The sequence below is a fragment of the Mesorhizobium sp. IMUNJ 23033 genome (genome assembly GCF_044778005.1).
Taxonomy (GTDB): Bacteria; Pseudomonadota; Alphaproteobacteria; order Rhizobiales; family Rhizobiaceae; genus Mesorhizobium; species Mesorhizobium amorphae_A.
Window position 1 is genome coordinate 18,347 of the sequence record NZ_JBJACT010000008.1, and the last position, 13,871, is coordinate 32,217.

13 protein-coding genes are annotated in these 13,871 nt (G+C 65.0%); 8 read left to right on the forward strand and 5 right to left on the reverse strand.

Annotated features, from left to right (window positions below):
• Window positions 1-2 precede the first annotated feature (2 nt).
• The 7 genes from ACFX5Q_RS12045 to ACFX5Q_RS12075 all read left to right on the forward strand — a co-directional run bounded on the left by ACFX5Q_RS12045 (window position 3) and on the right by ACFX5Q_RS12075 (window position 7,663).
• Window positions 3-218: a hypothetical protein gene (locus ACFX5Q_RS12045; protein ID WP_404278002.1), complete on the forward strand. Its 216-nt coding sequence runs from the start codon at window positions 3-5 to the stop codon at window positions 216-218.
• The gene (kdpB, locus tag ACFX5Q_RS12050; RefSeq protein WP_404278004.1) at window positions 215-2,308 is read left to right on the forward strand and encodes a potassium-transporting ATPase subunit KdpB; all 2,094 of its coding nucleotides are present in this window, start codon (window positions 215-217) and stop codon (window positions 2,306-2,308) included. Before ACFX5Q_RS12045 ends, kdpB begins: the two co-directional genes overlap by 4 nt.
• 12 nt (window positions 2,309-2,320) lie before the next feature.
• Window positions 2,321-2,890 (forward strand): potassium-transporting ATPase subunit KdpC, encoded by a 570-nt coding sequence (gene kdpC, locus ACFX5Q_RS12055; protein ID WP_404278006.1) that lies wholly within the window; start codon window positions 2,321-2,323, stop codon window positions 2,888-2,890.
• Between the two features lie 155 nt (window positions 2,891-3,045).
• A complete protein-coding gene (locus ACFX5Q_RS12060) occupies window positions 3,046-5,781 on the forward strand; it encodes a DUF4118 domain-containing protein (protein ID WP_404278008.1) in 2,736 nt (911 codons plus the stop codon).
• The gene (locus ACFX5Q_RS12065; RefSeq protein ID WP_404278010.1) at window positions 5,778-6,470 is read left to right on the forward strand and encodes a response regulator transcription factor; all 693 of its coding nucleotides are present in this window, start codon (window positions 5,778-5,780) and stop codon (window positions 6,468-6,470) included. Before ACFX5Q_RS12060 ends, ACFX5Q_RS12065 begins: the two co-directional genes overlap by 4 nt.
• Window positions 6,471-6,751: 281 nt before the next feature.
• Window positions 6,752-7,051, forward strand: a complete 300-nt coding sequence (locus ACFX5Q_RS12070) for a hypothetical protein (protein ID WP_404278012.1) — start codon at window positions 6,752-6,754, stop codon at window positions 7,049-7,051.
• 135 nt (window positions 7,052-7,186) lie between these two features.
• Entirely contained in the window at window positions 7,187-7,663 is a 477-nt protein-coding gene (locus ACFX5Q_RS12075) for an NUDIX hydrolase (protein WP_404278014.1), read from the forward strand.
• A gap of 9 nt (window positions 7,664-7,672) precedes the next feature.
• Here the strand turns inward: ACFX5Q_RS12075 and ACFX5Q_RS12080 are convergent, their stop codons facing one another.
• The 5 genes from ACFX5Q_RS12080 to ACFX5Q_RS12100 all read right to left on the reverse strand — a co-directional run bounded on the left by ACFX5Q_RS12080 (window position 7,673) and on the right by ACFX5Q_RS12100 (window position 12,893).
• Window positions 7,673-8,524, reverse strand: a complete 852-nt coding sequence (locus tag ACFX5Q_RS12080; RefSeq protein WP_404278016.1) for a citryl-CoA lyase — start codon at window positions 8,522-8,524, stop codon at window positions 7,673-7,675.
• Entirely contained in the window at window positions 8,521-9,705 is a 1,185-nt protein-coding gene (locus ACFX5Q_RS12085) for a CaiB/BaiF CoA transferase family protein (RefSeq protein ID WP_404278018.1), read from the reverse strand. Before ACFX5Q_RS12085 ends, ACFX5Q_RS12080 begins: the two co-directional genes overlap by 4 nt.
• A 15-nt stretch (window positions 9,706-9,720) precedes the next feature.
• Window positions 9,721-11,244: a tripartite tricarboxylate transporter permease gene (locus tag ACFX5Q_RS12090; RefSeq protein WP_192183370.1), complete on the reverse strand. Its 1,524-nt coding sequence runs from the start codon at window positions 11,242-11,244 to the stop codon at window positions 9,721-9,723.
• 4 nt (window positions 11,245-11,248) lie between these two features.
• Window positions 11,249-11,785, reverse strand: a complete 537-nt coding sequence (locus ACFX5Q_RS12095) for a tripartite tricarboxylate transporter TctB family protein (protein ID WP_404278021.1) — start codon at window positions 11,783-11,785, stop codon at window positions 11,249-11,251.
• Between the two features lie 130 nt (window positions 11,786-11,915).
• A complete protein-coding gene (locus ACFX5Q_RS12100; protein WP_404278023.1) occupies window positions 11,916-12,893 on the reverse strand; it encodes a Bug family tripartite tricarboxylate transporter substrate binding protein in 978 nt (325 codons plus the stop codon).
• Window positions 12,894-13,097: 204 nt separating this feature from the next.
• Between ACFX5Q_RS12100 and ACFX5Q_RS12105 the strand changes: the two genes are divergently transcribed.
• On the forward strand, window positions 13,098-13,850 hold the full coding sequence (locus ACFX5Q_RS12105) for an IclR family transcriptional regulator (RefSeq protein WP_404278025.1): 753 nt from the start codon (window positions 13,098-13,100) through the stop codon (window positions 13,848-13,850).
• Window positions 13,851-13,871: the final 21 nt, after the last annotated feature.

Here is a 13,871-nt window from a genome sequence, read left to right on the forward strand (position 1 = left end):
TCATGTCCTGGTTCAACATCGGGCGTCGCAAGGCCCGGTCCCGAGCCGACAATGAGGGGGAGGCAACCCCCCCTCCCTTCCCGACCTTGTCCACCTTCATCGGCATCGCGGCGGTCATGATCGTCATCTGGCTGCTGGCCTACGGGCCACCGCATCTTTTTTCGGCATCCGATCGATCGGCGCCGTCCAACACCATCGATACTGGAGCCACCAAATGAGCCAGTCCAAATCCGCTGTAATCATGGATGCCCGCATCCTGTGGCCCGCAATAGGCGGCGCCTTCAAAAAACTGGACCCGCGTACCCTGATCAAGAACCCGGTGATGTTCGTCGTCGCCATCGTGTCGCTGCTCACCTCGGTCCTCTTCCTCAGGGACCTGGCGACCGGTGGCGGCGACTTCGGCTTCACCCTGCAGATCATCATCTGGCTGTGGTTCACCGTGCTGTTCGCCAACTTCGCCGAAGCCGTCGCCGAGGGGCGCGGCAAGGCGCAGGCCAACTCGCTGCGCAAGGCGCGCACCGAGACCCAGGCCAAGCTCTTGAACGGCGAGGGCCGCGCCAAGTTCAAGCTGGTGCCCGGCACCAGCCTGAAGGTCGGCGACATCGTGCTCGTTGAAGCCGGCGACATCATCCCGTCCGACGGCGAGGTGATCGAGGGCGTCGCCTCCGTCAACGAGGCTGCGATCACCGGTGAATCCGCGCCGGTCATCCGCGAATCCGGCGGCGACCGTTCGGCGGTGACCGGCGGCACGCAGGTGCTGTCCGACTGGATCCGCGTGCGCATCACCGCCGCTTCAGGCCACACCTTCCTGGACCGCATGATCTCGCTGGTCGAGGGTGCCGCGCGCCAGAAGACACCCAACGAGATCGCGCTCAACATCCTGCTCGTCGGCATGACGCTGATTTTCGTGCTGGCCACCGCAACGATCCCGAGCTTCGCCTCCTATTCGGGCGGATATATCTCGGTGACCGTTCTCGTCGCGCTGTTCGTAACCCTGATCCCGACCACCATCGGCGCGCTGCTGTCGGCCATCGGCATCGCCGGCATGGACCGCCTGGTGCGCTTCAACGTGCTGGCCATGTCGGGCCGCGCTGTCGAGGCGGCGGGCGACGTCGACACGCTGCTGCTCGACAAGACCGGCACCATCACGCTCGGCAACCGCCAGGCCACCGAGTTCCGCCCGGTCAAGGGTGTCACCGAGCAGGAGCTGGCCGATGCGGCACAGCTCGCCTCGCTTGCCGACGAAACGCCGGAAGGCCGTTCGATCGTCGTGCTGGCCAAGGAGAAATACGCCATCCGCGCACGCGACATGGCGACCCTGCACGCCACCTTCGTGCCCTTCACCGCGCAGACTCGCATGAGCGGCGTCGATATCGACGGCTCGTCGATCCGCAAGGGCGCGGTCGATTCGGTACTCGCCCATGTCAATCAGTCGACGCTCGCCAGCAGCGGCACGCGGCCCGGCAGCGACGCCGTCCGCGACCTGCAGGCGATCGCCGATGAGGTCGCGAAGTCGGGCGGCACGCCATTGGCGGTCGAGCGCGACGGGCGCCTGCTCGGCATCGTCCACCTTAAGGACATCGTCAAGGGCGGTATCCGCGAGCGCTTTGCCGAACTGCGCAAGATGGGCATTCGCACGGTGATGATCACCGGCGACAACCCGATGACGGCGGCGGCGATCGCGGCGGAAGCCGGCGTCGACGACTTCCTCGCCCAGGCGACACCCGAGGACAAGCTGAAGCTGATCCGCGACGAACAGGCCAAGGGCAAGCTGGTCGCCATGTGCGGCGACGGCACCAACGATGCGCCCGCCCTTGCCCAGGCCGATGTCGGCGTCGCCATGAACACCGGCACGGTCGCCGCGCGCGAAGCCGGCAACATGGTCGACCTCGACAGCGACCCGACCAAGCTGATCGAGATCGTCGAGATCGGCAAGGCGCTGCTGATGACGCGCGGTTCGCTGACGACCTTCTCGATCGCCAACGACGTCGCCAAATACTTCGCCATCATCCCGGCGATGTTCGCCGTCTTCTACATCGCGCCGGGCCAGACCACCGGGCCGCTGCAAGCGCTCAACATCATGCATCTGGCGACGCCGCAAAGCGCCATCCTGTCGGCCATCATCTTCAACGCGCTGATCATCATCGCGCTGATCCCGCTGTCGCTGAGGGGCGTCAAATACCGCGCCATCGGTGCCGGCGCGCTGCTCAGCCGCAACCTGCTCGTCTACGGCCTCGGCGGCATCATCGTTCCGTTCGTCGGCATCAAGGCGATCGACATGATCATCACCGCCATCGGCCTCGCCTAAGGAACCACGTCCATGCTCACCCAAATCAGACCTGCGATCATCATGATCGTCTTCTTCACCGTGCTGACCGGCCTCATCTATCCGATCGGCATGACCGGCGTCGCCCAGGCGCTGTTTCCGCGCCAGGCCAATGGCAGCATGATCGAGAAGGACGGCAAGGTCGTCGGTTCCGAACTGATCGGCCAGGCCTTCGCCAGCGACCATTATTTCCACGGCCGCCCGTCGGCTGCCGGCGACGGCTACAACGCGACCTCCTCCAGCGGTTCGAATCTCGGCCCCACCAACCAGAAGCTGATCGACCGCATCAAGGGCGACGCCGAGAAGCTGAAGGCGGAGAACCCGAACCAGCCGGTTCCGATAGATCTGGTGACGACCTCCAGCAGCGGCCTCGACCCGCATATCAGCCCGGAAGCGGCCTATTTCCAAATTGCCAGGGTGGCCAAGGCCAGGGGCGTCGATGAAGCCAAGATCAAGGCGCTTGTCGACAGCCATGTCGAGGCCCGCGAGCTTGGCTTCATGGGCGAGCCCGTGGTCAACGTGCTGGCCCTCAACCTTGCGCTGGACGAGACCACGAAGCAGTGAATGGCATCGGCCGGGGTCGACAGCGTCCCCGGCGCCGTCCATATCTAGAGCAATTCCAGGAAAAAGTGCGCAGCGGTTTTCCGTCCGGAATTGCGTGAAAACAAAGAGATAGAGCGGTTCTGCGTTTCCGTGAAACGTTGGCCCGCTAGGATCAAATGCCAGAGGACAGAAGCAACGACAACAGACCCTCTCCGGACGCCCTGCTGGAGCATGCGGAGCGGGAGGAGCGCGGCCGCCTGAGGATATTCCTCGGCGCCGCACCCGGTGTCGGCAAGACCTACGAGATGCTGATGGCGGGCCGCGCCAGGCTGGCCGACGGCACGGACGTGGTGATTGGCGTCGTCGAGACGCACGGCCGCAAGGAAACCCTGGCGCTGGTGGCAGGCTACGAGGTCATCCCGCGCCAAAAGGTCGACTACAAGGGGCGCGTGCTGGACGAGATGGACATCGATGCCATCCTCGCCCGCCGCCCCAAGCTGGTTCTCGTCGACGAACTCGCCCACACCAACGCGCCGGGCAGTCGCCATCCCAAGCGCTATCTCGATGTCCAGGAAATCCTGGCGAACGGCATCGACGTCTACACGACGCTCAACATCCAGCATGTCGAGAGTCTGAACGATGTCGTGGCGCAGATCACCCATGTCAGGGTGCGCGAGACGGTTCCCGACTCCATCATCGACCAGGCCGACGACATAGAGATCATCGATCTCACCCCCGACGACCTGATCCAGCGGCTGAGGGAAGGCAAGGTCTATTTTCCCAACACCGCCCAGCGCGCCATCGAGAACTATTTCTCGCCGGGCAATCTGACGGCACTTCGGGAACTGGCGCTGCGGCGCACGGCCCAGCGCGTCGACGAGCAGTTGCTCAACCACATGCAGGCGAACGCCATTCCAGGGCCGTGGGCGGCAGGCGAAAGGGTCCTCGTCTGCGTCGACGCACGTCCGGGCGGGGCGGCTCGCGTCCGCTATGCGCGCAGATTGGCCGATCGGCTCCGCGCGCCCTGGACGGCGCTTCACGTCGATACACCTCGTTCGGCTGTCGTGTCCGAGGAGGACAAGGATCGGCTGGCGACATTGCTGCGCCTTGCCGAGCAACTCGGCGCCGAGGTGACGACGATTCCTGGTCAGTACGTCGCGCAGGACATCGTCCGCCACGCGACTGCGAACAATTTCACCCATATCGTCATCGGTAGGCCGACCCGATCGCGCTGGCGCGAACTGATCGAAGGTTCCCTCACCTACGATCTCATCCGCAATGCCGGCGACATCAGCGTCCATGTCATTTCGGGAACCGAGCGGGGCATCGAGGCCAACGCCAGGAGCGTCAAGGCGGCGGACGAGCAGTGGCAGTTCGATATCTGGCCCTATCTCAAGGCCACGGCCTTCGTCACCGGCTCGCTCGCCTTTGCCGTGCTTCTCGACCAGTTTCTCGACGTCCGCAATCTCGCGATCATCTTCCTCATCGGGGTGTTGACGTCGGCGGTGACCGGCGGGCTCTGGCCGGCGCTGTACGCCTGTTTCGTCAGCGCCCTTGCCTTCAACTTCTTTTTCCTGGAGCCGCGCTACACGCTGACGATCCGGGACCCGGAAAGCATTGTCGCGCTTGCCGTCTTCCTCGTTGTCGCCGTCATCGCCAGCAACCTGACGGCGCGCGTTCAGCGCCAGGCGATCGCCGCCCGCTCCCGCGCACGGGCCACGGAAGATATTTATCTCTTTTCAAAGAAGCTCGCCGGCGCCGGCACGCTGGACGACGTGCTGTGGGCCACCGCCTTCCAGATCGCCTCGATGCTGAAGCTGCGGGTCGTGCTGCTCCTGCCCGAGAACGGCACGATCACCGTCAAGGCCGGCTATCCGCCCGACGACACGCTGGCCGAGGCGGACATCGCGGCCGCCCGCTGGGCCTGGGAGCACGACCGCGCCGCGGGACGCGGCGCCGACACGCTGCCCGGCGCAAAACGCCTCTACCTTCCCCTGCGCACGGGACGCACGGCCGTCGGCGTCGTCGGCCTCGACAATGACAAGCAGGGGCCGCTGCTGACACCGGAGCAGCAGCGTCTGCTCGACGCGCTCGCCGACCAGGCAGCCGTCGCCATCGAGCGCATCCAACTTGTCGCCGACGTCGACCGCGCCAAGCTCGCGGCCGAGGCCGACCGTTTGCGCTCAGCGCTGCTGACCTCGATCTCGCATGACCTAAAGACGCCGCTCGCCGCCATCATGGGCGCCGCCGGCACGCTCCGCGAATTCGCGCCGGCGCTGCCCGAGAAGGACCGGGCCGAGCTGTTGTCGACCGTGCTCGATGAATCCGAGCGGCTGAACCGCTTCATTGCCAATTTGCTCGACATGACCAAGATCGAATCCGGCGCCATGGAGCCGAACTACGCCTTCCACTTTGTCGGCGACATCGTCGGTTCGGCTTTGAGCCGGGCGCACAAGATCATCGGGGAGCACAAGACCGAGATAGACATCCCCTCCGATCTGCCGATGCTGCGGCTCGACCCCGTCCTGTTCGAGCAGGCGCTGTTCAATCTCCTCGACAACGCCGCGAAATATGCGCCGCCCGGATCGACGATCCGGCTGCAGGCCTGGGTCGACAATGGTTTTGTCATCCTGCAGATCATGGACGAGGGTCTGGGCATTCCACCCGCCGATCTGGAGCGGATTTTCGACAGCTTCTACCGGGTGCGCAAGCGCGACCAGGTGCGCGCCGGCACCGGCCTTGGCCTGTCGATCTGCCGTGGTTTCATCGAAGCGATGGGAGGCACCATCTCGGCGGCAAACCGGACAGACCGCCCGGGCGCGATCTTCACCATCCGCATGCCGGTGCCGACGGAGCTGCCTGAGGTGACCGAGCCCAAATCGGACGACCAGACTGTTGGTGATTTGGCATGACGCATCAGAACGTCACCATATTGGTCGTCGATGACGAACCGCCGATCCGCAAACTGCTTCGCGTCGGCCTCGGCAGCCAGGGCTATGCGGTCTCGGAGGCGCCAAACGCAAAGGCGGCGATTGAGCTCATGGAAACGGAGCGCCCTGACCTGATCCTGCTCGATCTCGGCCTGCCCGGCATGACCGGCCACGAGCTGCTCGGCAAGTGGCGCGACGACGGCCTCGATATTCCCGTGGTCATCCTGTCCAGCCGTACCGACGAGACCGGCATCGTCCAGGCGCTCGAGCTCGGCGCCGATGATTATGTCACCAAGCCGTTCGGCATGAACGAGCTCGTCGCGCGCATCCGCGTGGCGCTGCGCCACAAGTTCCAGCAGCAGGGCGAGAAGCCGGTGTTCCACACCGGCGACCTCATGGTCGACCTGGTCAAGCGCATCGTCAAGGTCGAAGGCAAGGAGGTAAAACTCTCGCCGAAGGAATACGACATATTGCGCATCCTGGTGCAGCACGCCGGCAAGGTGCTGACCCACCATTTCCTGCTGAAGCAGGTCTGGGGCGATTCCACCGATGTGCAATATCTCAGGGTCTACGTCCGCCAGCTCAGGCAGAAGATCGAGAGGACGCCCGACCAGCCGCGCTACATCACCACCGAGACCGGCGTCGGATATCGCCTGCGCGAGGTCGACTGAGCGCGCTCAAACACGCCTTCTGAGCGTTCGCGCGGGCGGCGCTCAGTCGGCCGAGAGTTCGGCAGTTCTGGCCAGCGCGCCGCCGAAGCCGTTGAGCGAGATGGCGAAGCTGATCGGTTGTCCCGAATCCACCGCGACCGCATTGATCTTCAAGGTGGTGCCGTCTGCAGCAGTGGCATGATGTCGGCGTTGAACGCCACCGGCACCAGGCCCCATCGCCCATGGCACCGCCGGTCAAATGCCCTATATAAATGGCAGGTTCTTCACGCGGGAGCGGATCGATGCCGCAGCTTCGTCTATCGACGGTCTTCATGTCGGCCATGCTGGCAACAGTCATGCTGCCGGTTGCAGCCCCGTATGCCTTGGCGCAAGCCGTTACTCCAACAAATCGTAATATTCTGATCCAGCAGAACGACTTGCAGGCCTTGCAAAACAGGATGCAGCGGCGGCAATTCCAGCAACAGCAGCAGCAATATCGCGCCGAGGATCGTCAAATCGTGCCGCAGCCTCGACCGCAGGTGCCGGTGGTCAAGCCGCCTTGCACGGTGCTGGGCAACGCAGTTCTAACGGGCTGCCGCTGACAAGCCGGCATTTTCGATTTATTTAGCCGACTTATCTGCCGGAAATGTCACATTGCATCGAGGGCGGGTTTGGGGTTTGCACGACGGCAGCTCTCTCGCGCAACGGAGATGCTGTCTCGACTGGGTTTTGGGCAAATGGCGCCGACCAAGAAGAAAGCGGTACGCAGGGCAAAAAAGGGTGACCGGATCCGCCAGGTCGCGGCCATTCCCTTTCGGCTGGGCGCGGATGGCGATATCGAGGTCATGCTGGTCACGTCGCGCACGACCAGGCGGTTCATCGTGCCCAAGGGCTGGCCGATGAAGGGCAAGAGCGGGCGCAAGGCAGCCATGATCGAGGCGCGGGAGGAAGCCGGCGTTCTCGGCAAGACATTGAAAGACCCGGCCGGCAGCTATTCCTACTGGAAAAGGCTGGCTAGCGGCTTCATCCGTGTCGACGTCATTGTCTACCTGCTGGAAGTGACCGAGGAACTGGCGAACTGGCAGGAGGCCGAAAGCCGACAGCGGGCATGGCTGGCGCCGGAAGACGCGGCGCTGCTCATCGACGAGCCGGATCTTTCCACGCTGCTCAGGGATTTGAAGCTCCCCCAGGCTGAGCCCGCCGGCGGGCTCTGACGCGTCGCCTCAGTGGCTTTCCTCGTCGCGCCCGGGAAATGGCCGCACAGGCGTGCCTGTATAGGCCCACAGCCATTCCCGTGGCAGTGGCCCCTTGTTGCGGTCGCTCTGCTGCGATTGCTCCCACGCATGCGCCAATATGCCCACCGAGCGCGACAGCACGAACAGGCCGCGCGTCAGCGCCGGCGGAAAGCCGAGCTCGCCATAGATCACGGCGGTAGCGCCATCGATGTTGAGCGGGATAGTTTTGCCCTTGCGCTGCGCAAGCTCGACCTCAATCGCTTCGGCGATGTCGGCGAAGCGCCCGCCGATGACGCTGCGCGCGGCAAAATCGCGGGTCACTTCGATCAGGCGCGGGGCGCGTGGATCGATGGGATGGAAGCGATGGCCGAAACCCGGCACATAGCCCTTTTCCTCGGCGAGGAACCGATCGAGCCGCGCCGTCACGGCATCGGCAAGCGCCGTGCCTTGATCCATAGCCGCGGCAACATCGCCATAGAAGGAAAGCGCCTGTTCGCCGGCGCCGCCATGCACGTCGCCGAGCACATTGATGGCCGAGGCCATGGCGCTGTTGATGCCGACGCCGCAGGTCGCTGCCATGCGGGCAATGGCGATCGATGGCGCCTGCGGACCGTGATCGACGGCCGCGCCCAGCGCGATGCCAAGCAGCGCCGCCTGCTCCTCGCCTGGCAGTTCGCCGCGCAGCATCAGCCAGATCATCGCCGGAAAACTGACGCGGCCGATCAGCTCCTGGATTTCATAGCCGCGCAGCCGGATCACGCCTGGCCGCATCTCGATGATATCGGTCTGCCACCACTCCTCGCCGCGCTCGCGGCCGGTCTTCTTCTCCGGACCGCTCATGCCCGCGCCCTTGTCTTGGCTCGCGGCGGCAGGTCGGCGAAAATCTCGTCCATGTGCTCGCCCAGCACCGGTGGCGCCCTGGTCGGCAAGGGGGCCGCGCCGTCGACCATGAAACCGCCGCGCACGACGGTCAGCGGCCTGTCCAGGCCGGGCAGGCCATCGAAGCGCGTGGTCATGTCGCGTTCGATGACTTGCTTTTCGTCGAGCACTTGCGGGATCGTCAGCACCCGCCCCGCCGGCACGCCGGCGCGGCTGAGCTTCTCTTCCCAGACGGCGGCCGAGGCGCCCGCCAGGGCTTCCTCGATCAGCCCTTTCAGCGCAACGCGGTTCCTCTTGCGCGTCTCGCGCTCGGCAAAGCGCGGATCCGACACCAGTTCCGGCCGACCGATCAACTGGCACAGCGTAACGAACTGCTCCTGCTTGTTGGCGGCGATGTTGAGCAGGCCGTCGCCGGTGCGGAACGCGCCGGAAGGAGCCGCCGTCATGTTCTCATTGCCCATCGGTTGCGGCTCGACGCCGGCCGTCAGATAGTTGGACACCGGCCAGCCCAATGCCGAGAGCGTGCATTCCAGCATCGACACGTCCAGGAAGGCGCCCTCGCCGGACACTCTCTGCTTCACCAGTGCCGCGGCGATCGCAAACGCCCCGACCAGCCCGCCCAGCGTGTCGGCGACCGGGTAGCCGACGCGCAATGGCGCCGTCTCCGGCGTGCCGGTGATGCTCATGATGCCGGAAAGGCCCTGGATGATCTGGTCATAGGCTGGATTGTCGCGCATCGGCCCGGTCTGGCCGAACCCCGATATGGCGCAATAGACTAGGCCGGGGCGGACCTCTTTCAGCCTCTCATAGCCGAGGCCAAGTCGGTCCATGACCCCCGGCCGGAAATTCTCGACCAGTGCGTCGGCGGAGGCGACCAGATCGAGGAAGCGCTCGCGATCGACTTCCTTCTTCAGATCGAGCACCACCGATCGTTTGCCGGCGTTCTGCGCCAGGAACGAGGCGCCCATGCCGGCCTGGTTAAGTTTCGGCGAGGCACCGAGCTGACGCGCCAGGTCGCCGCCTTGCGGCGCCTCGACCTTGATTACATCGGCGCCGAGCAGTGCTAGCTGGTAGGCGCAGTACGGGCCGGCCAGCACATTGGTCAGATCGAGGACGCGGATGCCGGAAAGCAGATCGGTCATGATGCTCCAGACAGGTCAGGCATCGCCGGGCACATTCTCTGGCCCGCGCCGCCGGCGATGCTCGATGAAGGCCCAGATATGCGGCCCCGCCAGGCCGATGAAGGCCAGCGTCAGCAGCGTCAGCGACAGCTTGTGCGTGTAGAACACCGACCAGTCGCCATTTGAGATGGTCATCGCCCGACGGAACTGCGTCTCGGCGAGTGGCCCGAGGATCATGCCGATGATCACAGGCGCGGTCGGGAAATCGAAGCGCCGCATCAGGAAGCCGGCAGCACCCAGCAGATAGAGGATGACGAGATCGATCGGCGATTGCGAGATGCCGTAGGTGCCGACGGTGGCAAAGACCAGGATGCCCGCATAGAGCTGCGGCGCCGGGATTTTCAACAGCCGCACCCAGAGCCCGATCAGCGGCAGGTTGAGGATGACCAGGATGACGTTGGCGATGAACAGGCTGGCGATCAGGCCCCAAACCAGATTGGCCTGCGTCGTCAAGAGCAGCGGCCCTGGATTGATGCCGTAGCTCTGGAAGGCCGACAGCATGATCGCCGCGGTCGCCGAGGTCGGCAGGCCGAGCGTCAGCATCGGCACCAGCACGCCGGCGGCCGAGGCATTGTTGGCCGCTTCCGGACCGGCAACGCCTTCGATGGCGCCGACCGTGCCGAACTCCTCCTTGTGTTTCGAAAGCTTCTTCTCGATGGCGTAGGACAGGAAGGTCGGGATTTCGGCGCCGCCGGCCGGCATGGCGCCGATCGGAAAGCCGATCGCCGCACCGCGCAGCCACGCCTTCCACGAGCGACCCCATTCGGCCGCGGTCATGTAGAGCGAGCCTTTCAGCGGCACGATCTCGTCCTTGCCGGCGTAGCGGCGCGACGCCATGTAGAGCGTCTCGCCGACCGCGAACAGGCCGACCGCAACGATGATGACGTCGACACCGTCGAGCAGTTCGCCCATGCCGAAAGTGAAGCGTGGCTGGCCGGTCTGCAGGTCGACGCCGATCATGCCAATGACGAAGCCGGCGAACAGGCTGGTGAGCCCCCGCACCGACGACGAGCCGAGCACCGCCGACACGGTGATGAAGGCCAGCACCATCAGCGAGAAATACTCGGCCGGCCCGAATGCCAGCGCGAACTTGACCACGATCGGCGCCAGGAAGGCGACGCCGAGCGTGCCGATGGTGCCGGCGACAAAGGAGCCGATCGCCGACGTCGCCAATGCCGCGCCGCCGCGGCCGGAGCGTGCCATCCTGTTGCCTTCCAGCGCCGTGACGATGGTGGCGCTTTCGCCCGGCGTGTTGAGCAGGATCGACGTCGTCGAGCCGCCATACATGGCGCCGTAATAGATACCGGCGAACAGGATGAAGGAGGCTTCCGGCGCCACCTGGTAGGTGATCGGCAAAAGCAAGGCGATGGTCAGCGCCGGCCCGAGGCCGGGCAGCACGCCGATCGCCGTTCCCAATGTCGTGCCGAGCAGGCACCACATGAGGTTGACCGGCGTGAAGGCGACCGAAAATCCATGGGCGAGTTGATTGAGGGTTTCCATCGCTTCAGCCCCTCGCCATGCCGATGATCGCGTTGATGACCGTGTTCAGCTGGTTCTCGATGAAGCCGGCACCAATGTTGACGCCGAGCGCTCTGGCGAAACCGAAATAGGCCGCGAGCGCCAGGATCAGTCCAAGCAGTGCATCGCGCAACGGATGCTTGCTGCCGAACCCGTAGCAGATGAGGACGAACATGATCACCGAGGCGGCGGTGAAGCCCAGCGGATGGATCAGCAGCAGGTTGGCGACCAGTCCGGCAGCCACGAAGCCCATCGCCTTCCAGTCGGTCGGCGTTTCCTTTTCCTCCTCCGGCTGCCAGCCGCCCCTCAGCGCGGCGACGATGAGGAGCAGGGAAAGCACCAACATGCCTGTCATGGTGAGATAGGGAAAGACGGTCGGGCCGACCTTGGAGTAAAGCGGCGATACCGGGATCGCCAACGTCTGCCAGGCCACGGCCGCGGCGCAGGCGAGAAGCCCGATGCCGATCAACAATTCGGGCATTGCAAGGTGCCGCGGCGGCGCCTGCTGGTCGCTGGTGCTCATGAATGTCCTCCCAAGATGGCCAGCCTCCCACGGCCGGCCCTGACCGCAGTCTCACCCGCGATGGATCGCATGTCCATGCGGTTGCGGAGCCTCCAGAAAGGGGCGGCGCGGGCCGCCCCCTTGGGAAGCATCAGGCGAGGCCGAGATCCTTGAGGATCGCAGTGATACGGGCAGTGTCCTCGATGAGGAACTTGGCATAGTCGTCACCGGTGAGCAGGATCTGCGTCCAGTTGCGGTTCTTGCACTCCGTTGCCCAGGCCTCGCTCTTGGCCATTGTCTCGACCAACTTGACCATCGCCGCCTTGTCAGCGTCGGAGACACCGGGCGGTGCAAAGACGCCGCGCCAGTTGAACAGTTCGACATCGATGCCGGCCTCCTTCAGCGTCGGCGCGTCGATGCCATCCTGGCGCTTGTCGGCCGAGATCGCGAGCAGCCGCAGCGCGCCCGCCTTGACCTGTTCGGCGAACTCGCCATAACCGGAAATGCCGGCCGCGACCTGGTTGCCGAGCAAAGCCGAGAGTGCCTCGCCACCGCCGGCGAACGGCACGTAGGAAAGGTTGGTCGCCGGCACGCCGGCCGTCTTGGCGATCAGGCCGAACAGGATATGGTCCGAGCCGCCGGCGGAGCCGCCGGCCACCGGCACCTTGGTCGGGTCCGCCTTCAGCGCGGTGACGAAATCGGCGGCCGTCTTGAACGGCGAGGCGGCCGGCACCACCAGCGCTTCGAATTCCCCGGTGAGGCGTGCGATCGGCGTCACCTCGGTGAGGTTGTTGGCCGACTTGTTGGCGATGATGGCACCGACCATGACCATGCCGGCCACCATCAGCGAATTGCCCTTGCCGTTCCACTGGTTGACGAACTGCGGCAGGCCGACCGTGCCGCCGGCGCCGCCGACATTGGTGATCTGCGAGCCGGAAATCAATTTTTCAGAACGCAGCACCTGGTCGATAGTGCGCGCCGTCTGGTCCCAGCCGCCACCGGGCGCAGCCGGCACGAAGATCTGGATCTGCGGTGCGTCCTGTGCGAAAGCGGGTGTGAAGTGCAGTGCGGCGAAACCGGCGGCGCCTGCCGCGGCGGTGCTCGTCAGGAATTTGCGTCTGTTCAGCATGGGATTCCTCCAAATCGCGACACCTCCTCCGGTGCCTGCCAGAAACGTGGCCTGAATTCAGACCCGCCTCCAAGTTCAAGCAGATGTTACCGCGTTCTGTCAACAGGAACAGCATTCTACTGGACAGAATGCGTGGCATCCGGCATAGTTTGCCCGGTTGGGGTCTTCGTCCGAACCGGGAACCGAAACGAAATCGTCAAACAGATGAATGACATACGGCCCAGATCCGCATCAGCGGACGGCGTTGCCGCACTCGATCGCGCCATCGCCATTCTCGACGCCTTCGCCTCGGTTGACAAGTCGCTCAGCCTTGCCGAAATCGCCGCACGCACCGGTCTCTACAAGAGCACGATCCTGAGGCTGGCGGGTTCGCTGCTGCGCGGTCAATTGCTGGAACGCCTGGATGACGGCCGCTACCGCGTCGGCCCGGCAACCTTCCGGCTTGGCGCGATCTACCAGCGTTCGGTGGCGGCGGTCGACATCCTGCTGCCGATCATGCGCGACCTGGCCGAGCAGAGCTGGGAGAGCGTCGCCTTCTACGTCCGCTCGGGCGATTTCCGCACCTGTCTCTACCGTGTCGAATCCAAGCATCCGATCCGCTACACCATCAGGGAAGGCGACGTGCTGCCGCTGCGACTGGGTTCGGGAGGCCGCGTGCTGGCGGCGTTCTCCGGCGAGCCGGGCGAGCCCTACGAAACCATCCGCGCGACCTATCATTATCTGTCGGTGGGCGACCGCGACCCCGAGACGGCGGGCGTGTCCGCACCGGTGTTCGGCCCGGGGCGCACTCTGCTTGGCGTGCTGACGCTGGCCGGCCCGAGCACACGTGTCGATGCGGCCTTTCTGCGGCGCATGACGCCATCCCTGCTGGCGGCGGCAGCCCGCGCCACGCGCGCTTTCGGGGAAGACGCATCGATGCTCGAACATGCCCTATCGAAAGCCGATCCCCACGCGTAAAGCGCCGGCGTGTCCACGGTT